Source organism: Virgibacillus sp. JSM 102003, assembly GCF_041949995.1.
GTDB lineage: Bacteria > Bacillota > Bacilli > Bacillales > Amphibacillaceae > Lentibacillus.
In genome coordinates, this window is record NZ_JBHFQH010000012.1 from 101,614 (window position 1) to 123,600 (window position 21,987).

The window sequence follows — 21,987 nt, forward strand, 5'->3', positions numbered from 1 at the left end:
ATAACTGAACAAACGGGCCATATTGAAAACAATTTGTTGGTGACAAGAAAACAGAATGAGTGACGCAGGAAATTAATATTGCTTACACTTTTTTACGGGGGTACTTATCATTTAATTATCTATCCCGTTTTATGGGAACTGCAACAAATGAAAAGGCGATTCCAACCAAGGAGTCGCCTTTATACTTACGTTAAAGTTTAATAGTAAAACCTATATATAGTATCGCGAAGAAAAAAGATAGTAGAGGGAGTTCAAAAACTAAGTAACGTTACCAAATAATTATTTCATAGTTAAATGAATCAGTCCTCCACTATGCTAAAGTGATAGCGTTAGGAAGGACTGACCTATTATGACACGCAAGAAAGCATATATACTTTCTCGCTGCATCATACATAATATTATTTTTCACCCAATTTGTTTCATTGTGATAAAAGCTGATATAAATTTACTTCTCAACTGTACCCGCGTCTGCTGGATGAACGCCATGACGGTAATAATCCTTGTACTCAGGCTTCATTGGTTTTTGTCCACGAATGATGTCAGCTGCTTTTTCTGCCAACATCAATACCGGTGCATGGATATTTCCGTTTGTCGTATGCGGCATGGCCGATGCATCAACAACCCGTAAATTTTCCACGCCATGAACCTTCATCGTCAGCGGATCCACGACTGCCATCGGATCAGATGCAGGTCCCATTTTTGCGGTGCAGGATGGATGAAGTGCCGTTTCCGCATCATTAGCTACCCACTCCAGTATTTCTTCATCCGTTTCAACAGAAGGTCCAGGTGAAATTTCGCCTGTACTGTAAGGAGCCATTGCAGGCTGAGAAAGGATATTCCGTGAAACGCGTATTGTTTCAATCCATTCCTGTCGATCCTTTTCGGTAGATAGATAGTTAAATACAATGCTTGGATGCTCAAAAGGATTACGCGAACGAATCTTCAGACTGCCTCTTGAATTGGAGTACATTGGTCCAACGTGTACTTGGAATCCATGCTCCGTGTCCGCTTTTTGCCCATCATATCGAACTGCGAGCGGCAGAAAGTGGAACATCAGATTCGGATAATCTACATCGTTATTTGAACGAGCGAACCCGCCTCCTTCAAAATGGTTCGTTGCTGCCGGACCAGTACGTCCAAGGAGCCATTGTAAGCCGATCCAAGGCATTTTTGCTTTATTTAAGCTAGGTTGTTCCGAAACCGGCTGCGGACATGCGTGCTGTATATATACTTCGAGATGATCTTCAAGGTTTTCACCTACACCAGGCAAATCAACAACTGGCTCAATGCCAAGTGACTGTAAATGATCGGCGTCTCCTATACCCGACAATTGAAGCAGCTGCGGTGTGTTGAATGCGCCACCGGAAAGAATTACTTCACCCGCGTTAACATGATGGGTTTTCCCATTCTTTTGGTAGGTTAAGCCCGTAGCTTGATTACCATCAAAGTTAATGTTGGTAACAAAGGCACGCGTCTCGACAGACAGGTTTTTACGTCGCATGGCAGGACGTAAATATGCGCGTGAAGCGGAAACCCGTCTTCCGTTGTGTACATGGCTGTCAAATGGGCCAAATCCCTCCTGACGAAAGCCATTTACATCGGGTGTTCTCGAGTAACCAGCCTCAACAGCTGCATCGAAAAAGGCTTGAAATAAAGGATTCGTTGCAGGTCCGCGTTTTAATTTAATTGGACCATGGTGACCGCGGTGCTCATCAGATGGGTCTGCTCCAAAGGCTGTTTCCAGTCGTTTAAAGTACGGAAGACAATGTGCATAATCCCAAGTTTCCATACCAGATTCAGCTCCCCACCGTTCATAGTCCATCGGGTTCCCGCGCTGATAAATCATTCCATTAATGGAACTTGATCCTCCAAGCACTTTCCCTCGGGCATGTGGGATTTGTCGTCCATTCATATAAGGCTCTTCATCCGTAGAATAGATCCAGTCATAGAAGCGATTGCCTGATGGGAACATCAAAGCTGCCGGCATTTGAATAAACAAATCCCAAAAGTAATCATTACGCCCCGCTTCCAGAACTAGTACACTTTTATTCTTATCCATACTTAGACGATTGCCAAGTACAGAACCTGCACTGCCGCCGCCAACAATTATATAGTCGTATGTTTGATTCATCTGTAATACCTCCCTGAAGATTGTTAAGTGGAATACAGTAGACAAAGAAGATTTTCATTTTCTTCGACTGTGTTTAATGTTAAATTTGTTAAATATATTTTTAACTTACGAAACAATATAAACATAACATGATTTTTTAAACTTGTAAAACTCGAGGCGGTATTCTTGGGGAAGAAGTATATAGCTCTAAACCTTACTATTAAAAAAGGCTTAGAGGTATTGTTTGTTTCGATAATTAGTTCGTGAAGTTGTTCGGTTAAATTATGAAATTGACCTAAAACATTAAAAAATTATGTGATGTTTATATCACTGATAAGACAACAATGAAGAAAGGTGAAAATAAATTATCAGATTTGACAAAAGTTGATCTTTCGTTATCCTAATATGTAGAGGTCAAACATTTAGAAAATATTGAACGTATTTATTTTATTTAATAAAAGGGGGCCGAATTAATAATATAATGCTACTAGCACTCTTGGTAAAGGTGTGTGTTTTCAATAGATGTTTGACAAAATATAAATTGGAAAGGTGTATGTCATTTAATGATTTTTCGAAAAATAAGTCAATTCGTTTTATTTACTATATTAGTTATTGCACTAGCAGCTTGCGGTTCAGAAAGTAAAAGTGATGATTCCGGCAATGCAGCTGACAAATCAGATGAAAATAAAGGAACAATCACGATAGGTCAGATTAATTGGCCCGAAAATATTGCAGTTACAAACATGTGGAAGGCAATTCTTGAAGATAAGGGTTATAACGTGAAGTTAAAGCTTATTGAGATGGGTCCTCAGATGGCTGCATTAGCTGAAGGCGATTTAGATGTGGCACCAGAAATTTGGCTGCCGGTACAAGATAAGAGTTATTATAAAGAGTATAAAGATGAGGCAAATTTCTTCGAAGAACCTTGGTATGAAAATGGAAAGGTTGGATTGGCAGTTCCAACGTATATGGAAGATGTAAATAGTATTAAAGATTTAAATGAACACAAAGAAAAATTCGATGGCGAAATAATAGGTTTTGAGCCTGGAGCAGGAACAATGCTGGTAACTGAAGATGTGATCAAAGAATACGGTCTTGATTATGAATTGGTAGATAGCAGTACACCAGTAATGATTTCAACCATTAAGAAAGCAGTGAAACAAGAAAAACCTATCGTTGCACCACTATGGAAACCGCATTATATATTTTCTGAAGTGGACTTGAAGTTTTTAGAGGACCCGAAGAATACTTTCGGTGGAGTAGAAAAAATCTATATGGCAACCCGAGAAGGTTTTTCCTCAGACTTTGAAAAAGTTAGCAAATGGATGAAAAACTTTAAATTGAACGATAAGCAGCTTGGTGAATTGATGGTTTACACCAAAAATAATCAGGACAATCCTATTAAAGGCGCAGAAAAATGGGTTGAAGAAAACCAGGATCTAATTGACAAATGGATGAAATAAATGTGTAACATCAGGAGACGACTCTCGATAAGAGAATCGTCTCTTTTCTATGGCAGTTTCGAATTTAATCAGGGCAGTTGCATAACAGTACTATTCATTATAAGATGGAAGAAACATTTAATTAATTATAAATGAATTTAACATCAAAAATTATCTAATGCTCTTATTATTTTCCCAAAAAAAGAGGTGCCGCAATGGAAGGAAACGTAAATAATTTTAATGATGAAAAAGCCAAAGAAAAAATCGACCTAGCAGAAAATATGATGGTTAATACGATTTCTGAAACGATGGATCTTTATGGTGTTACCCCTTCAGTCGGACGTCTGTACGGAATGATGTATTTTAAACATCAGCCAATCACCCTTGATGAAATGAAAGAAGCACTCGGCATGAGTAAACCAAGCATGAGTACATCTGTAAGAAAGCTTCAAGAAATTAATATTGTTCAAAAGGTATGGCAGAAAGGCTCGAGAAAAGATTCATTCATGGCTGAAAAAAACTTCTTCAATTATTTCTCTAATTTCTATGGTATGAAATGGGAACGCGAAGTGAGTATGTTTTTGGTTAGTATTCGGAAGGCACAGGAACAACTCAATGAGGTAATTGAAAATAGTGAAACAGATGAAACATTACGAGAAAGAGCCAAGTTGGATTATCAACAACTAGATGAGGCCTTGATATATTATCATTGGCTGGAGCGGCTTACCAAGCTCACCAAATCTGGGGAAATCTATAAGTACATACCTTTAGAAGATGTGGATGAAAAAGAATAGCATCACGCTGACCCACCCAACATATAAGGGTGTCTTGATCCCAACAGGCAAAGACACCTATAAAAGTTTACCCTATTGACGGAGATGTAACTGCTAAAGATTATTATTGTGAAATCTGGATTCAATTGCGAAAAAAATACGTTACGTCTTACGAGTTCAGCTTTAGGGAGGAAAAAAGAGAATTTAGTATTGCAGATTCGACAAACAAACGAAGTGAATCCTCGTTCCGCTAATTAGCTGAAAAAGTGCTCTCGGAAGGGTGAGACGGATCCTCGTTCCGTTATTATCAGAAAATCAGCCAAATTTGACGTAGAAATGACAAATAGCGGAACGAGGATCCGTATCCAAGCTTAAAACGTGGGTTTTCAAGCAAATAACGGAATGAGGATCCGCCAAATCAGTAAGCCGGATCCTCATTCCGTTAAAAATGGTTTTTTTTACAGCATAAGCGCAGCTAAGGCTTAGGCTTGACCCCAGAATATAAAGGGTTCTAAGAAAGCAAAATACGATTATAAGAATCCCTTTACCGAATTATTACCGGCCTACTTCTTCCCATCTCTCCGTGTTTCGTCAGCTATCACTTCAAAAGATCTAACTTTCCCGTGTGGGTTTTGTGATTGCTTTCTGTCTTTCCATTCCCGTTCTTGTTGTTGTTTGGATTTAGACATGTTTACTAGATTCTCTCTACTAATTTTTCGTTTTAGATGCCCGTTCTTTTTTCGCCTTTTCTTTGTGTGCCTGATTGGCTGCAGCACTGCCGAGTTCCTTAGAGTATTCCGAATCCGTTTTACTTGAATCAAATCCTTGTTTATTCTTTTGCTGTGGGTCGTTTTTCTTTGTTCGTTTTGCCATGAATGTCCCTCCTTTTTGGACTTAGTATGGGACAAGGTGATTGAAATATTCGCGCATAGTGTCAAGGGCGGTGGGAACAAGCTTCTAAGTACATGACGCGGCGTTCTCATCTGCAAACAACCAGCAACTAGCAACCTTCACACTCCTCGCTACGTTAGTGAAAGGCCGACAAAAGGCGGTCCATGCGCCCAACGTCGGCTAACTTCGTCCCTTTCTGTGGGAATGCCGTCCCACCCGCAGCGCTGAGCGCAGTTTGTTCGGTGCTAAACGGGAGCTTGCACTTTTTGTAGATAGTTTGTTTATTTATAGGCTATGATTTTGCTAAATATGATACAATATAAAAGGGTTATAATGTACGGTTTGTGACTAGGGTCGCGCCTACAACTTTTATATAAATTTTAGATTTTAAGGATGATAAATATGAGTAACATGCCTAAAGAAACAGACGTTATTTTAATTGGTGCTGGAGTTATGAGCGCGACTTTGGGTTCATTACTGAAAGAGTTGGCACCAGAATGGGAAATTACTGCGTTTGAGAAGCTCGACAAAGCAGGGGAAGAAAGTTCTAACGAATGGAATAATGCGGGTACTGGCCATTCTGCACTGTGCGAGTTAAACTATACTTCCGAAAAACCGGACGGATCTATAGATATTAGCAAAGCAGTAAAAATTAATGAACAGTTTCAGCTTTCAAGACAGTTTTGGTCATATCTTGTAAACAGCAATCTGATTCGTAATCCACAGGAATTTATCATGCCATTACCTCATATGAGTTTTGTGCGTGGTGAAAAAAATGTATCGTTTCTGAGAAAGCGTTTTGCAGCTCTATCAAAGAATCCTCTGTTTCATGGGATGGAATTTTCCGATGCTCCTGAAAAACTGAAGGAATGGATTCCGCTTATTATGGATGGCCGTACATCGAATGAACCGATAGCGGCTACAAAAGTTGATTCTGGAACGGATGTTAACTTTGGTGCTTTAACGCGCAAGTTGTTTGACCACTTGGAGAGTAACAATGTCGAGGTAAACTACAAACACAGTGTTGAGGATGTACAACGTACCAGCGACGGCAAGTGGGAAGTAAAAGTACATGATAACGTTAACGGCAAAATTGAATACCATACGTCAAAATTCGTCTTTGTCGGTGGTGGAGGCGGAAGTCTGTCTTTACTTCAAAAAACTGGTATTCCAGAATCAAAACATGTCGGAGGATTCCCGGTAAGCGGGCAATTCATGGTATGTAACAACCCAGAAGTGGTAGCACAGCATCAAGCAAAAGTATACGGCAAAGCTAAGGTTGGTGCTCCACCAATGTCTGTTCCGCATCTTGATACACGATATATAGAGAATAAAAAATCACTGTTGTTTGGGCCATTTGCCGGCTTCTCACCAAAGTTCTTGAAAACTGGTTCCATGCTGGACTTGGTGAATTCAGTAAAACCAAATAACCTCGTAACGATGTTGGCGGCAGGCAAAAAAGAGATGCCGTTGACAAAATATTTGATTGAACAAGTTATGTTATCGAAAGAAAAGCGTATGGAAGAAATACGAGAGTTTATCCCGAATGCCAAAAGCGAGGACTGGGATTTAGTAGTAGCGGGTCAACGTGTGCAGATCATTAAAGATACAGAGGGAGGCGGCAAAGGAACGCTTCAATTTGGTACCGAGGTAATTACTTCCGCGGATGGTTCGATAGCAGCATTGCTCGGTGCTTCTCCGGGTGCTTCTACTGCAGCTCACGTCATGCTTGAGGTACTAGAAAAGTGCTTCCCGCAATATATGAAAGAGTGGGAACCGAAAATAAAAGAAATGATTCCCTCTTATGGCGTGTCACTAGTCGACAACCCAGAGTTTTTTCAGGAAATTCATACTTCCATAGTGCAGGCGCTCAATTTAAACGAAAAGAAGCTAGTCCATAGTTAATTTTAGGGTGCAGAGATAATATTCCATATAATAAACTGCGCAAGTAGGTAAACCTGGCATTTGCTCTTTCTAAGGGTGAATGCCGTTTTTTTTATATTGGTGTTATAAAAAATGTACGGAAATAGTAATGCATGTCGATGTGTGATAGCATTTACACAACAACAGAGGAAGAGGAAGTGAGCATAATGATCAATATAACCATCCCAACACCAGATGTCACCATTACCAAACAGGATAATCCGGAACGTAGTAATATATACGGATTTACAGATTTTCACCTGATTACAAGAGATAAGGGTGGAATTTTCATGTTTTACAACGACAATCAGGAGGTATTGTTTGTTGGTAAGGCAAGGAAGTTAAGACCGAGAATTAAAAAGCATTTTAATGATAATGTATCACCGATCAAATTGCACAGGGATGAAGTAAGCAAGATTGAAGTTTGTATTGTAAGGGATCCTGCCCACAGAGAGATTTATCATTCTCCGACAGAAGACTCCCTCTTCAATTGTGCGAAGGGCTTCAGCCCAGTAATAAGGGGGAGATGAGTGTCGGTTGACGATAGCCAAAACACCTACTTCTATGGTATAATTAGAACAAACGTTCCTATGAAGTGGGTGGATTTCATGTTCGTCAACAAAGCTTTTAATTTCCGCATATACCCCAATCGAAGCCAAATCGAGCTAATCAACAAGACGATTGGTTGCTCCAGATTTGTGTACAATTTCTTCCTTGCAAAACAGAAGCAAAAAGATGCCTACTGGTACATAACAGAAGAAATGGTACAAAACGGCCAGCTGCCTTCTAATAATTGGAAAGGTGCGTTTTTCAATAAATATGGCACGATAAAAGCGGTTCGCCTGTTAAAAGAACATTATCCTTTTTTAAAGGAAGTGGACAGTATTTCCCTTCAAAAGTCCGTTGAGAATCTGGCTGATGCACACCAACGGTATTACAGAAAACAAAATAAAGCGCCTCAATTCAAAAGCAAAAAGAATAAGGTCCAGTCGTATACCACCAAACAAACCAATGGGAATATCGCTGTTTTGGATAACCATATCAAGTTGCCTAAACTTGGTCTCATGCGGCTTGCTAAAAGTCGTGAAATCAAAGGGCGAATTATCAATGCCACAGTCCGACGTAACCCGAGCGGAAAGTACTTTGTGTCTGTTCTTGCGGAAGTGGAGATCGCGCCATTACCGCAGACCAACTCCAATACGGGTGTTGACCTAGGATTGAAAGACTTCGCTGTTCTGTCGGATGGAACTATCTACAAAAACAATCGTTACTACAAGTCCCTGGAGCAAAAACTGGGAAGAGCTCAAAAAGTGCTCGCAAGACGTGTTGTGGGTTCCCGCAACTGGAACAAACAACGAATCAAAATAGCTCGCATTCATGAGAAAATCGCAAACAAGCGCGAAGATTTCCTGCATAAGACCTCTACCGATATCATTAAAAACCACGATGTGATTGGGATCGAGAGTCTACAGGTATCAAATATGATGAAAAACAAGAAAAGCGCTCCATCCATTGCTGATGTGTCCTGGTATCAATTTAAGGTAATGTTGACGTATAAAGCTAAATGGTACGGCAAAACTGTTGTGGAAGTGAGTAAAACCTTTCCCAGTTCGCAGCTGTGTTCGTGTTGTGGCTATCAAAACAAAGAAGTTAAAGACCTGCGTGTGCGTGAGTGGACCTGTGTATGTGGTGCGCATCACCATCGAGATATCAATGCAGGATTAAACCTTAAAAACGAAGCGATAAGACTTCTAACCGCAGGAACTGCGGGGATAGCCTAATCCATAACTGGCGGTTACGCCGGTGTTCTTAGGAATCTCCCACTCATTCAGACCGCAAGGCTGATAAGTGGCGGGTAGTTCAAGAAACGTTTATTATTAATGAACTTAAAGCAAAATACAACGTTGAGAAAGTGTATTTTAAATAAACCCCAAATCCAGTTAAGGTATAATATCCCAGTAACATCAATGAAACTGGGGTATTATTTTTTGTGCTGATTATTAAGCATCTTGATCAATCTGCTTCACGATTCCTTCGCATATTTCATGAGTGATCAGTGAGTCATCAATAGACGGATCAGGCACTTTGCTATTTTTTGCGGAATCAATAAAATGATCGACTATTTGATAGAAGCCACGTTTATATAATGTTGGCTCCCAATCACCGGACTTAGCAATACTAATTTCTTTGTTGTGATAGTGGGTTGTTTCAGTAAGATTGTTAACTACATATTTATCAAGTCCGGTAGAGTACTCAATGATTTCTTCAGTGACACCGCCATTTCTGTTCATTATCCCCATAGCGATACACCCTTCTCCAATAAGCTGTATAATCAGTTGATCAAGCATTTCACCATTTTTTTGGCTCACTACTTTTACATCCAGAACAGTTGTATCCATCAGAAATCGAAGTGTATCGACAACATGTATAAAATCTTCTGCAACAAATCTTCTTATATAATCGGGTAACGAAAATCTGTTTTTTTGAATAAGTATCAGACTTGGTTTACCGTGTTTCTTTAGCTCTTTAACTTTCGGAATAAATCTTCTGTTAAAACCTACCATAGCTAATGTGTTTGTTTCTTTTGAGAGCTCTGTTATTTTTTTGGTTTCGTGGAGTTTCATAGATATCGGCTTGTCTATATATGTAGGTATACCGCTTTTAAGTAATTTTTCAGCTATCTCAAAATGTGCCTCTGTAGCAGCACTTACAAATGCAGCATCAATATTCGTTGAAATCAGTTCATCTACTGTTAGCACCTTTTCATTAATTCTATACTTCTCCGATAAACGGTTCAGCGTGTCTTTATTTCGAGTACAAAGCACAAGTTCGATACCCTCTTTTTCAGATAGAACAGGCAAGTAGCCTTTCTGGGCAATATCACCCAATCCAATAATTCCTATTTTCATTTAATCACCCCGATGATAGTAGTGTAGTTATAGGATAACATGGTAATTAGCTTGGAAGTTAATATGGGGATTTGAAGATATTTACTTTTTCATGGAACTAATATATAAAGTTTTTCGTTTTAATTTTATATAACCTAGGTTATAAATAAAGAGAAAATGATAAGATAGGAACTAGGTGACAATAATGTCCTAATTTCGGGGAGTTGATTAGCATTGATTAAATTTTTAAAACAGCAGGCACGGGATCTCTTCCCGGGCTATTTTGCATTGGTTATGGCTACTGGGGCATTATCAATTGGATCATTTCTGTTGGGGATGGAGTCTATTTCCACAATACTGTTGTATATTAACATTGTTGCATATCTTACTTTGTGGTTATTGACAATTATCCGTCTTGTTGGCTATTTTCCGGATGTAATAGAAGATTTGACAAGCCACACTCTTGGACCTGGTTTTTTTACATTAGTTGCTGGGACAAGTGTATTTGGAAGTCAGCTAATAATTGTTGGTGAAAATTACATATTACCGGTCTATTTGTGGATACTTGCAATTATTCTATGGGTAGTAATAATGTATACATTTTTTACAGCGGTCACAGTACGGAGGGATAAGCCGACAATTGCGGAAGGCATTAATGGCGCTTGGTTAATCGCAGCAGTTGCTACACAATCCGTTTCTATCTTGGGGACTCTTCTATCTCCTCATGTGGAAAGCGGCAGTGAAATCATTTTATTTTTTACATTATGTATGTATTTTCTAGGCTGTATGCTGTATCTGAATATTATCACGCTCATTTTTTACAGGTTCACCTTTGTAAATTTTAAATTTGCGGCTCTTACCCCTCCTTACTGGATTAACATGGGAGCAGTTGCCATTACTACTTTGGCTGGATCTACCTTGATATTGCATTCTGACTATTGGAATTTACTTGACGAAATCACGCCATTCTTAAAAGGATTTACATTATTCTTCTGGATAACGGGGACATGGTGGATTCCACTGCTATTTATTCTGATGATTTGGCGTCATATTTACAATCATTATCCATTCAAGTATGACCCGCAATTTTGGGGGATGGTCTTCCCGCTTTCCATGTATACCACTAGCACATTTCAGCTGTCAGCAGCTTTAGGTGTCCCGTTTCTCGTAGTAATACCTCAATTTATGGTTTTTGTTGCTCTGGCCGCATGGATAGTAGGTTTTTATGGGCTGATCTATCAGATTTACTTTGGGCTTAAATCATGATAGATGGTGCATAGTTACATCAACCCTTTCCACGGGCATGGGTTGGGGATCCGCATCCAAACTAGAGTGTCTGGCAGGAAAATCGAGGATTCATCAACCAATCGGAGTGAATCCTCATTCCGCTAAAGTGACTTTATTGGCAACCATCTAATACTTTTCAGCGTTTCGCAGTGGGCAGGATCCTAATGTCTATTCTAAAGGAATAGCAAAACTCACAGTTCCTACTTTAACTGACCCCATGTCTGAAAAAGTCACGCCAAGGGTTGTGGGACCTGCATCAGTTTCTTTCATTGATTCAAATCCGTTGTTTTCATTATCTTCTGTGATGATATTGTATCCATTACTATCTGCATATTCCTTAAACTTATTGTAGACCCCATCAATTTCTTCTGAAAACGAAAAACCAACCACGTATTGTTTGTGTCCAGCCGTATCATATGACTGAACCTGTAAATCAGCTTCAGCAGGGAATGGGAGATCTGATGGAACTTCCTCTGGTAATGCCGATTTATCCTCTTCCTGAGCTGCGTCATCATCCTGTTTATTTTCTTCCTTGTTTGTTTCATCAGTGGTACTAACATTACCATCCTCTTCGGTATTTGCCTTCGAATTTGATTTCTCTTCATCTGATCCACACGCCGCTACAAATATACTAAGTGCGAAGGATAGACATAAAACGGTTATAAACTTTTTCATTGGAGTTAGTTCCCCCTTATACTTTTTTATAGCTTAACAGCGAGCATAAGATTAATAAATTATACCTGAGTATAAAAATACGGATTCTCTTTACCTGGCTATTTACAATCGTCGGTGAGACCTTGTTTATTTGCTATTATATGTATTGAAAAAACATAATTATTGTAAAAAACACAAACATTCGTTAATCTTATTCTTATCATATATTTCAAAGTGGGTGTTTTATGGAACATCAATCACTGACATCGTTAATGATTGTGGTTGGGATTGCCTTTTTTATTCCGATTTTGCTGCAGCGGTTTAATTTACGGTTTATTCCAGTCGTTATCGCAGAAATTATTGCCGGGCTGATTATTGGAAAAAGCGGTTTTAATATCATTTCAGGCGACCCTTTGCTTGAGTTGCTTTCACTGCTTGGGTTTATATTCCTTATGTTTATCAGTGGTTTAGAAATAGATTTTAGTGTTTTTAAAAAGAAGAAAATAAAAGATGAAAGTTCTCCGGACCCTGTGAAGGTTTCGCTCGTTATCTTCGCTCTAATTATTAGCGTGTCATTCGCACTTTCCTGTGTACTGGTCTTGCTGGGTTTAATTAAGGACCCTTACTTAATGACATTGATCATTTCAACCGTGTCACTTGGTATTGTCGTTCCAGTTATTAAAGAGAAGAATCTGACAGAAGGGCTGCTTGGTCAAATTATTCTGCTGATCACCGTTATTGCAGATTTTACAACTATGATTCTATTAACAGTATATGCCATGTTCAAAGATCAGGAAGGTATGAGGATATTACTGTTATTAGTACTTTTCATGGCCGTTTTCCTTGCCTATCGAACGATTAAAAAGTATTTTAAATTTGAGCTGTTTGACAACCTTCTAAAAGGGACCGTTCAACTCGGGACAAGAGGGGTATTTGCCCTAATATTATTGTTTGTTTCTCTTTCTGAAACGATTGGTGCAGAAAATATTCTGGGAGCGTTTCTTGCTGGTGTTATTATATCTTTGCTTGCACCCAGAAAGGAATTTGTCCACCAGCTGGACTCATTCGGATTTGGCTTTCTGATCCCCATTTTTTTCGTAATGGTTGGTGTGGAGTTAGATATTTGGGAACTGTTTGTAGATCGAAAAATCCTGTTATTAATGCCACTCTTACTATTGTTTATGTATCTTGCGAAAGTAATTCCTGCATTGGTGCTGAAAAAATGGTACACATGGAAAGAAGTTTTTAGTGTAGGTATCTTAACAACATCCAAGTTGAGTCTCGTAATTGCGGCCTCCTCAATTGCGCTTGAACTAGGTGTGATTAACGAGGTGCTAAATGGAGCAATTATTCTAGTATCTATCTTAACCTGTCTGATATCGCCAATTACGTTTACGAGATTATTTCCAACATCAAATTCTCGTCCAAGTCAATTAGGAATTTCTATTATTGGAGCGAATGAAGCAACAATGCTGGTTGCAAGGGATAAGATGGAGGATAAGGCAGTTGTTCGGGTGTATAGTACACAGACCGTCCGTGGCAGTGAGTTGTTTTCATTTCCACATATATATGTCGATCAGTTAACGATAGGATCTCTGGAAGAACAGAATGCCTTTAAAGCAGATAAGATTGTAATTGCATCAGATGACGATTTAACCAACATTGATCTAGGCCGTCATGCAAAAGAGCTTGGTATAAAAACGGTTATTTTACGGATTGAAAACAAAAATCTCCAGGATGAGTTATCTGAAGAAGGATTTACAGTATACTCGATGCTCTACTCAACAAGAACGCTTTTAAAAGCACTTATTGATAATCCGGGTATTGTTCGGCTTATTACAAATCACAGTAAATCCATTAGGGAGATTAACGTCAATCATTCCTATTATGATCAGACGCCAATTACAAATCTGCCATTTTTGGGAGAGTCCTTGATCTTGCACATTTACAGACATGGGAAAGTAGTTATTCCTCATGGAAACACCACCTTAGAGGATGGTGACAAAATCCTGGTAAGTGGAACACCGGAAGACCTTGGTGTGATTCAGAGAAAACTAATGTACTAGTTATAAAAGGTAACTCATCCAGCTTCAAGAAGGCGAAGGAGGGTTACCTTTAAATATATTTTTGCAAACACACATTATTTATTATGAAGTGTGCTATACTTATAAATGTAGACTAAAAAACCAAATACCTCGAAAAACAATCCTTGCATGATTAGTATCTTGGCTCTACGTATGTCGATTTTTACTAGATGAAAGGGTTTTTTATTTGCTTTTAAATGGTAAATATTGCCAAATTACTTAAAATATCTATAGGAGTGGAAGTTTATGAAGGAAACAGCAATTGTTTATTGTGAAAAAATGTTCGGTACAATGGATGGCAAGACTGCGAATGGACTTGTACGCAGATCTGATAAATACCAGGTTGTTGGAGTGATTGACAGTACAAAAGCTGGGGTGGACGCAGGTGATTATTTAGAAGGGAAACCGAACAATATCCCAGTATTCCGGAGTCTTGAGCAAGCCCTTGCACTGTTGTCTGAAGTGCCTGATCAGTTTATTTATGGGATAGCACCCTCGGAAGCCTTTTTAAAAGGTTATGAACGTGAAATTGTATTAGAAGCAATGAAACAAGGGATGAGTATTGTAAACACTCTTCATGAATTTTTTACAAATGATGAAGAGTTTGTGCAACATTCAATAAAATATGGAGTAACCATAAATGATGTAAGAAAGCCACCTGAAAAGAAGGATATGCATTTATTTTCAGGAAGAATTCTGGATATTAAAACACCTATTGTTGCTGTACTTGGTACGGACAGTGCAGTTGGTAAAAGAACAACATCAGTAATTCTTGAAGAAGCATTAATAAAAAGAGGTCTAAAAGTTGCTTTTATTGCAACAGGGCAAACTGGTTTAATTCAAGGTGCAAAGTACGGCGTGGCAATAGATGCAATCCCTTCACAATTTATGACAGGCGAGATTGAAAATCAGGTTATGAGAGCTTACGACAATGAGAATCCGGATATTATTATTGTTGAAGGTCAGGGGGCACTAAGTCACCCCGCATACATTAGTTCCTGTTCGATTATCAGAGGATCAAGACCAAGCTCCATTATTGTTCAGCATCCGCCGAAACGGAAAAATCTTGGTGATTTTAACTATATGAAAATGCCAACAATACAAAGTGAAATTGAACTCATTGAAACTTTTTCAAAGTCAAAAGTAATTGGCGTAACCATCAATCATGAAAATATGTCAGATACAGAGATTTCTGAAGCTGTGGCTGCGTATGAAAAGGATCTGAAGCTTCCTGCGACAGATGTGCTTAAGCATGGCTGTGACAAATTAATTGATACATTATTTACAACCTATCCGGAGCTCGCAAACAAAAAGAATAAAGTACTCGTAAATTGATAGGTACTGCTGCACCTGCCACCTCCAGGGTTGAAATTAACCTTGGAAAGATCGCTCATAACGCGGAGAAATTGGTTCAATTTTATGGAGCAAAGGGAATCGAACTCATGGGTGTTACCAAAACCGTCTGCGGCGATCCGACTATTGCCAAAATCTTTGTAAATAAAGGGATTCATATGCTCGCAGATTCTAAAATAGAAAATATCAAGAAGATGCGTGATGCAGGGGTGAACGCACAATTTGTCTTGTTGCGGTCACCTGCGCTAAGTGAGCTTGATGCAGTTGTTACGAATGCAGCTATCAGTATGAATACAGAGTTAGCCGTTATTAGAGGGCTCAGCACGACGGCTGAAAAATACAATAAAGTACATGAAATTATCCTGATGGTAGAAATGGGAGATCTAAGAGAAGGGATTATGCCCGCAGACCTTGATGGCTTTGTAGAGGAAGTCCTCAAGCTTTCGGGGGTGAAAATGGTGGGGATTGCCGCAAATTTCGCCTGCTTTGGCGGGGTGAAACCAAGCGATAAAAAAATGAAAGACCTCTCAAAACTTGCTGAGCTCATTGAAGCAAAATTCTCACTTCCACTCTTATATGTCTCTGGAGGTAATTCGGCTAATTATAATTGGTTTACGACCACCGGAGATATCGGGAAAATTAATAATTTAAGATTGGGCGAGTCCATTTATCTCGGACGTGAAACACTTGATCGAAAGGCAATCCCGGGGTTATTTACGGATGCATTCACGTTTGTTTCAGAAGTGATTGAATCGAAAATAAAGCCATCTGTACCGTACGGAGAAACTGGGCAGGACGCTTTTGGAAATGAGCCTCAGTTTCGTGAACGCGGAATGATTCGACGGGTTATTGTTCCCTTTGGATCCCAGGACGTTCTTGTTAGGGGACTAACACCATCGTTAGATATTGAAATTCTCGGGTCTAGCAGTGATCATACCATTATCGATGCCAAAGATGTCAATTTACAGGTAGGAGATAAGGTTACCTTTTCTCTTAATTATGGTGCATTGTTGGCCGTTATGTCTTCTGGTTATATAACCAAAAAATATACGAATGTAATATAAGAAACATATCCCCACATAAAACGTGAGGATATGTTTTTTCTAACGACCTTGATAGATATGAATGAGGTTTTGATTACGCCCTCTGGCAAATACATCAGTACGATTGGGTCCCCAAGATACTGCTGCTGGTGCTGACGTTAACGTGCCATCAAGGTCTTCCCAGTTTTGCCAGCGCGAACCATTCCATGACCTCTTGTAAAGCCTTTGATTCGTTCCTCGGACAAAGACATCAAGACGGTTTGGCCTGCGTGACGAAACAGTAGGATGACTCGTTAATGTACCGCCAAGGCTTTCCCAATCACTCCAGTTATTGCCATTCCACCACTTGTGAATTAAATCCTGGTTTTGTCCTCTGGCAAATACATCGATCCGATTTGGTCCCCAGGATACTGAAGCAGGTGCTGATGTTAATGAACCGCCAAGATCTTCCCAATCCTGCCAGCTTGTGCCGTTCCATGTTTTTTTATAAAGCCTTTGATTGGTTCCACGTACAAAGACATCAAGCTGATTTTGGCGACGTGAGGAAACAGCAGGGGCACTTGTTAATGTACCACCAAGGTTTTCCCAATTGCTCCATTGATTTCCGTTCCACCATATGTGGTATAAGCTCTGGTCTGTTCCTCTGGCAAACACATCAATCCGGTTCGGCCCCCAGGATACTGCAGCGGGTGCTGATGTTAATGTGCCACCAAGGTTTTCCCAATTGCTCCACTGGTTTCCGTTCCACCATTTATGATACAGGCGATCTCCGGTACCTCTTGCAAAAACGTCCAGTCGGTTTGGCTGCCAAGATGCTACTGTTGGAGCGGAAGTTAGTGTGCCGCCTAAGTTTTCCCAGCTGCTCCAGCCTTGGCCAGGTTGACCTTGACCATTCCCGATCTGCTCTAATGTTATTTCAATTACTCTAGTCAGGATACGGTCTGCCAGGTTCTGCGATACATTAAATCTTCTGAAAAATTGGTTGAGCCATGGAACTTGGTTTTTGAATTGACTGTATATTTGGCTCGCTGACTGGTTTGTATTTGCTTGATTGAGTGTATAACCAACAGCCAGCGAAAAAATATAATCCGTTATGCCTCGGTTCATTCCAGCCTGTTCTAACTGAGAATATAAGTTGTTGTGCTGTGAGCGAAGGATCTGCATAACTTCTTGGACACTTGGCTGCTGCCGAAAATCAAAATAGGGTTGACCATAATAATCTACTGGTATAAATTGTGGTGTTTGATATTGATCTCTATACAATTTGTATACCTCCTCTTTTTTAGCAGATAAGAAAGTATAACTACTTTCTTACTGCATAAGTGCAACTAAGGCAATTCGCCCAAAGGCTTTGCGAATGCCAAGTTTTCTAACAGAGTCAGTATATGCAACTATGGGCTAAATTGGGAATGCGTATATTTTTCGGATTAAAAAACCCCGGGATGAAGGTGCCTCCTTCCCGGGGTTACGTTATTCGCTTAAGCCTAGTGCATCTAATCCAATTTCCGCAAGCTTGATTTGACCTTCAGTTGTAGGATGAATGTCTCCTGGGATTACGTAAGTTTGCTGACCCTGGTCAAATGCGGCATAGGAATCAGCTAACAGGATATTACCGTACATAGCGTTATAGGCAGTTGTTAAATCGGCAATATTTTTATTAATACCAGGTAAAACCAGCGAGCCGATATCATGCAAACGATCATCTGGCTGAAACGGATTATATACATTGTAAATAACGATTGGAGCATCAGAAAGTGAGCGAACTTCCTTAATAATTTCAGCCATTTTTCCAAATACATTACTGTCTTTAATTTTTTGCTGTAGGATGCCCATAAAAAGTATCGGATCCCCGCCACTCTCTGCTTGTGCAGCCTGCAATGCCTGGAGCAGGTCATTGTTTCCAATTGTTAATGTGATATAATCAGCATGCCTTACCGCTTGCCGGTACTTTTGATCTGATTGCATTGAAGCTAATAGTTCAGAGGTTGTCCAGCCTGGAACGCCAAGATTTCGCACCCGCAGGTCACCGTTATCTCCCATCAAATATGGAAAGGCATCCTTTGATGTTGTTTTATTATGTTGGTTTAAATTAAATCCGTATGGAATTGAGTCACCCAACGATACCAGAGATTCCTTGGCATTTCCGCTTTTGGCAACAGCTGGGGTCGAGAACAGTAGACCTGCAACTAAAATTAAAACAAGTAACTTAACTAATTTTTTCACATAACACACTCTCCCTTTTCTAAACTTGTCTATAGTATACTTTACTCCATTCGATTAATCTGTCGAAGTTTAGTGTGTTTGAAAAATAATTTTTCTATGAAGGCCAGTGACGCGGATCCTCATTCCGCTAAAAGGAGAAAAAGTTGTTATATAAGGGGTGAAACGGATCCTCGTTCCGCTAAATGGCTAAAATCACCGGTATAGTAGGTTGGAAAAGGCAAATAGCGGAACGAGGATCCGGAACCATGCTCCAAATGCGGGTTTTGTAACAAATAACGGAACGAGGATTCACCGGACAATCGATGTGAATCCTCATTCCGCTAAAAGGAGAAAAAGTTGTTATATAAGGGGTGAAACGGATCCTCGTTCCGCTAAATGAGTGAAATCACCGGTATAGTAGGTTGGAAAAGGCAAATAGCGGAACGAGGATCCGGAACCATGCTCCGAATGCGGGTTTTGTAACAAATAACGGAACGAGGATCCACCGGGAAATCGAAGCGGATCCTCGTTCCGCTAAAAGGAGAAAAAGTTGTTATATAAGGGGTGAAACGGATCCTCGTTCCGCTAAATGGCTAAAATCATTGGTATAGTAGGTTGGAAAAGGCAAATAGCGGAACGAGGATCCGGAACCATGCTCCAAATGCGGGTTTTGTAACAAATAACGGAACGAGGATTCACCGGACAATCGATGTGAATCCTCATTCCGCTAAATGGCCAAAGGGTCCAAAGAATCACGAGTCGCAAGTTTTCTAATCGGTAACTTTTTCGTTTTGTTTCTTTTTTTTCTTATCAGGGGAGGCTTTGCTGTCATTATCGTGAATCGTGCTTTCGCCGTTAAACACGCCACCATCATCAATTATAATACCTTTAGTTGTTGCGCTTCCTGATAATTTACCACTTGGCTGGACATGTACTTTCTCAGAAGTGTATAAATCTCCGTTTACTTCACCGGCAATGATGATGTTTTTTCCTTTAATAGTAGGTTCCACATAGCCGTCTTTTCCAATAAAAACGTCACCCTCACAATCAACCTCACCATAAATTTTTCCATCAATTCGGAGGCTCGATGGGTGTTTTATCTTTCCTTCAATAATCGTTCCTTGTCCAATTATTGTATCAACTATAGTTTGCTTTTTTTCTTTTTTCATGTACAGCTTTCCTTTCTCGGCTTTACTTTTTATATAGTTTCATATAAGGATAAGGATCAACGGGTTCTCCATTTTTTAAAATTTCATAATGAAGATGTGGTCCTGTGCTTCTCCCGGTGTTGCCAATCGAACCTATATTATCGCCTTTTTTAACGGTGTCACCTTGTTCTGCCTTTATTTCTGAAAGATGACCATAAAGTGTTATATATGTATCAGAATGACGAACTTTAATTGCCTTGCCATATCCACCGTAGTATTCAGCCATAATCACGGTCCCATCTGCACCTGCGTAAACAGGCGTACCGATGTTCCCTCTAATATCGATTCCGGCATGCAGGGAAGATGATCTGTTAAACGGATCACTGCGCAGACCAAACTCTGATGAGATGCCATGAGAGCTTGATGGCCAAATAGTTGGGGTATGTTTAAGGGCATCGTTTGTTTGTTCCATCGCATCAATTGTTTTTTTATACTGTTTAACGAATTCACTTTGCTTCATTTCATTTCCAGAAACGTTTATGTCAATTCCCCCACTAGGTCCTAGACTGACAGGGAGTTCTGTTATCGATTTTCTCATCTGTGATTCCAATTGTTTCAATTCATTCATTTTAGCTTGTACTTTAGCCGTTTTTTGTTCCATGTTAGTTACTTTTGCTTGTAATGCGTCCACTTTATTTGTTTGAAGTGTTAAGTTATCAGTCAGATGGTCGTTTTTCTGTTGCTTTTGAACAGTTTCATTAAAAAAATAAAATGAAAGAATAATTGGGATAATAGCTATAATCGACAGTATGTATATCAAATTCCTAGGTATTTGAAATCGAGTGACAACCTTATCCGCATCGTTTGATAGAATGGTAAAGGTCAGTATCTTCTTTTTTTGCTTCACAATTATTATCACTCCATTTGTACTTCTTTGTTATGTTAAGTTCACAATCTCCAGACCCTGGCTAAGTAAATACTCAATTATCTGTGGCAATGCATCAATAACAGCCTTGGATTCGTGAAGCAGGATGATCGATCCGGATACGTTTGAATCCCGGATGTAGTTGACGATTTTTTTTGCATTATGGTGTTTCCAATCTTTAGGGTCCTTATTCCAAAGTACCATCTTATTATGATGCTCGTTCATCAAATCTATGGTCAGTTGATTCAAATCACCATAGGGTGGTCTAAAGAGATCAACTTTCTCGTTTGTTATTTCCTCAATTAGTTGTGTTGCTTCTGTTAGTTCATCCTCCTGTTGTTTATAAGAGAGTCCAGACACATGTACATGGTTCGTTGAATGTGTGCCAATAGTAAAGCCGTTGGAGTGGACATAGCGCACATAGTCAGGATGCTTTTTAACATTTTTACCGATAAAAAAGAAGGTTCCACCAACTTGATAGTCTTTTAATATATCAACAATTTTTTTTGAAAACTTAGATGGACCATCATCGAAGGTTAGTGCAACGCTGCCTTCTCTGATGCTGTATGTTAGGGCACTGTTAAGTTCAACCTTAGGGATGCTGGGCTGGTCAGAAGCGTTAAGCTCTACTGAACTGGTGATTGGTGAAGCTGCATCCACTTCTTGTGTTAAATTTAACTCGCTATCTGCCGTATCTGCATTAGTGCTTGCTTTCTCATCAGATATCGTCTTTAAAGCATGACTTGAATAACCAAACAAAACGGTAGATATAATACCAATTAAGGCTACAGCTACCCATGTCGGTTTCTTATTGTATTTTTTTGATATGTAACCATCCTGTACATTTTTCTGCTCTGGCTCGTCATTCTCTGCAAGATTACGAGATAAGAAATTCAGGTTAACCAAGTCATTTGTACTTTGCGTGTGTTTAATGGCATACAGTGCTTTCACAAATTCTTCAGAGCAGCAGAAATAGACCTTGTCGCTTTGATCCCGATGCGTTCTCGTTAAAAAACTGACGTAACACTTTCTAATGGGATCAAAGGAACTGTGAAAGGATATTCTGTGTTTATATTGTTGGTCAAATGCTGAAGCCGATCTTAAATTCTCTGCTGTATATTGATCAACTTGCCAAACCATTTCAGTATCCTGCTCGAATGATAGATTTATCCGTAATAATGACTGGTCATTGTCTGTTTCAATGTTTACTAGTTCAATTAGCTTTGCTTGATAGTCTGACATGGCCGCCTCCTTTTGTAATAAG

At 39.5% G+C, this 21,987-nt stretch carries 19 protein-coding genes; 9 read left to right on the forward strand and 10 right to left on the reverse strand.

Going from position 1 to position 21,987, the window contains the following annotated elements; translation table 11 throughout:
• Positions 1-445: 445 nt before the first annotated feature.
• Complete coding sequence (gene betA / locus ACE1TG_RS14010; protein ID WP_375053018.1) at positions 446-2,131, reverse strand: choline dehydrogenase; 1,686 nt, start codon at positions 2,129-2,131, stop codon at positions 446-448.
• Between the two features lie 542 nt (positions 2,132-2,673).
• Here betA and ACE1TG_RS14015 point away from each other — a divergent pair.
• Both ACE1TG_RS14015 and cudC read left to right on the forward strand, forming a co-directional pair.
• Positions 2,674-3,573, forward strand: a complete 900-nt coding sequence (locus tag ACE1TG_RS14015; RefSeq protein WP_375053019.1) for a glycine betaine ABC transporter substrate-binding protein — start codon at positions 2,674-2,676, stop codon at positions 3,571-3,573.
• A gap of 194 nt (positions 3,574-3,767) precedes the next feature.
• Positions 3,768-4,346, forward strand: a complete 579-nt coding sequence (cudC, locus tag ACE1TG_RS14020) for a choline uptake/conversion transcriptional regulator CudC (protein WP_375053020.1) — start codon at positions 3,768-3,770, stop codon at positions 4,344-4,346.
• 542 nt (positions 4,347-4,888) lie between these two features.
• Here cudC and ACE1TG_RS14025 read toward each other — a convergent pair.
• Positions 4,889-5,014, reverse strand: a complete 126-nt coding sequence (locus ACE1TG_RS14025; protein ID WP_375053021.1) for a DUF6254 family protein — start codon at positions 5,012-5,014, stop codon at positions 4,889-4,891.
• Positions 5,015-5,033: 19 nt separating this feature from the next.
• Entirely contained in the window at positions 5,034-5,198 is a 165-nt protein-coding gene (locus tag ACE1TG_RS14030; protein ID WP_375053022.1) for a hypothetical protein, read from the reverse strand.
• Positions 5,199-5,618: 420 nt separating this feature from the next.
• On the opposite strand from ACE1TG_RS14030, the gene ACE1TG_RS14035 reads away from it, so the two are divergent.
• From ACE1TG_RS14035 to tnpB, 3 genes are all read left to right on the forward strand, one after another.
• Positions 5,619-7,121: a malate:quinone oxidoreductase gene (locus tag ACE1TG_RS14035; RefSeq protein WP_375053023.1), complete on the forward strand. Its 1,503-nt coding sequence runs from the start codon at positions 5,619-5,621 to the stop codon at positions 7,119-7,121.
• A 185-nt stretch (positions 7,122-7,306) separates the two neighbouring features.
• Positions 7,307-7,669, forward strand: a complete 363-nt coding sequence (locus ACE1TG_RS14040; protein WP_375053024.1) for a nucleotide excision repair endonuclease — start codon at positions 7,307-7,309, stop codon at positions 7,667-7,669.
• 78 nt (positions 7,670-7,747) lie between these two features.
• The gene (gene tnpB / locus ACE1TG_RS14045) at positions 7,748-8,920 is read left to right on the forward strand and encodes an IS200/IS605 family element RNA-guided endonuclease TnpB (RefSeq protein ID WP_375053047.1); all 1,173 of its coding nucleotides are present in this window, start codon (positions 7,748-7,750) and stop codon (positions 8,918-8,920) included.
• 219 nt (positions 8,921-9,139) lie between these two features.
• Here the strand turns inward: tnpB and ACE1TG_RS14050 are convergent, their stop codons facing one another.
• Positions 9,140-10,048, reverse strand: coding sequence for a Gfo/Idh/MocA family protein (locus ACE1TG_RS14050; protein ID WP_375053025.1), 909 nt, complete (start codon positions 10,046-10,048; stop codon positions 9,140-9,142).
• Between the two features lie 213 nt (positions 10,049-10,261).
• On the opposite strand from ACE1TG_RS14050, the gene ACE1TG_RS14055 reads away from it, so the two are divergent.
• A complete protein-coding gene (locus tag ACE1TG_RS14055; protein WP_375053026.1) occupies positions 10,262-11,293 on the forward strand; it encodes a tellurite resistance/C4-dicarboxylate transporter family protein in 1,032 nt (343 codons plus the stop codon).
• 189 nt (positions 11,294-11,482) lie between these two features.
• Here the strand turns inward: ACE1TG_RS14055 and ACE1TG_RS14060 are convergent, their stop codons facing one another.
• Entirely contained in the window at positions 11,483-11,989 is a 507-nt protein-coding gene (locus ACE1TG_RS14060; RefSeq protein WP_375053027.1) for a hypothetical protein, read from the reverse strand.
• A gap of 224 nt (positions 11,990-12,213) precedes the next feature.
• On the opposite strand from ACE1TG_RS14060, the gene ACE1TG_RS14065 reads away from it, so the two are divergent.
• From ACE1TG_RS14065 to ACE1TG_RS14075, 3 genes are all read left to right on the forward strand, one after another.
• Positions 12,214-14,034 carry a cation:proton antiporter domain-containing protein gene (locus tag ACE1TG_RS14065; protein WP_375053028.1) on the forward strand — a complete coding sequence of 607 codons (1,821 nt, stop codon included), beginning with the start codon at positions 12,214-12,216 and terminating at the stop codon, positions 14,032-14,034.
• 264 nt (positions 14,035-14,298) lie between these two features.
• Positions 14,299-15,387, forward strand: coding sequence for an N-acetyltransferase DgcN family protein (locus ACE1TG_RS14070; protein WP_375053029.1), 1,089 nt, complete (start codon positions 14,299-14,301; stop codon positions 15,385-15,387).
• Complete coding sequence (locus ACE1TG_RS14075; RefSeq protein WP_375053030.1) at positions 15,384-16,469, forward strand: alanine/ornithine racemase family PLP-dependent enzyme; 1,086 nt, start codon at positions 15,384-15,386, stop codon at positions 16,467-16,469. Before ACE1TG_RS14070 ends, ACE1TG_RS14075 begins: the two co-directional genes overlap by 4 nt.
• 39 nt (positions 16,470-16,508) lie before the next feature.
• Here ACE1TG_RS14075 and ACE1TG_RS14080 read toward each other — a convergent pair whose 3' ends face one another.
• From ACE1TG_RS14080 to ACE1TG_RS14100, 5 genes are all read right to left on the reverse strand, one after another.
• Complete coding sequence (locus ACE1TG_RS14080; RefSeq protein WP_375053031.1) at positions 16,509-17,711, reverse strand: PLL family lectin; 1,203 nt, start codon at positions 17,709-17,711, stop codon at positions 16,509-16,511.
• A gap of 207 nt (positions 17,712-17,918) precedes the next feature.
• Positions 17,919-18,671: an SGNH/GDSL hydrolase family protein gene (locus ACE1TG_RS14085; RefSeq protein ID WP_375053032.1), complete on the reverse strand. Its 753-nt coding sequence runs from the start codon at positions 18,669-18,671 to the stop codon at positions 17,919-17,921.
• A 749-nt stretch (positions 18,672-19,420) separates the two neighbouring features.
• Positions 19,421-19,819 (reverse strand): bactofilin family protein, encoded by a 399-nt coding sequence (locus ACE1TG_RS14090; protein ID WP_375053033.1) that lies wholly within the window; start codon positions 19,817-19,819, stop codon positions 19,421-19,423.
• Between the two features lie 22 nt (positions 19,820-19,841).
• A complete protein-coding gene (locus ACE1TG_RS14095; RefSeq protein ID WP_375053034.1) occupies positions 19,842-20,705 on the reverse strand; it encodes a M23 family metallopeptidase in 864 nt (287 codons plus the stop codon).
• A gap of 30 nt (positions 20,706-20,735) precedes the next feature.
• Positions 20,736-21,965 (reverse strand): polysaccharide deacetylase family protein, encoded by a 1,230-nt coding sequence (locus ACE1TG_RS14100; RefSeq protein ID WP_375053035.1) that lies wholly within the window; start codon positions 21,963-21,965, stop codon positions 20,736-20,738.
• Positions 21,966-21,987 lie beyond the last annotated feature (22 nt).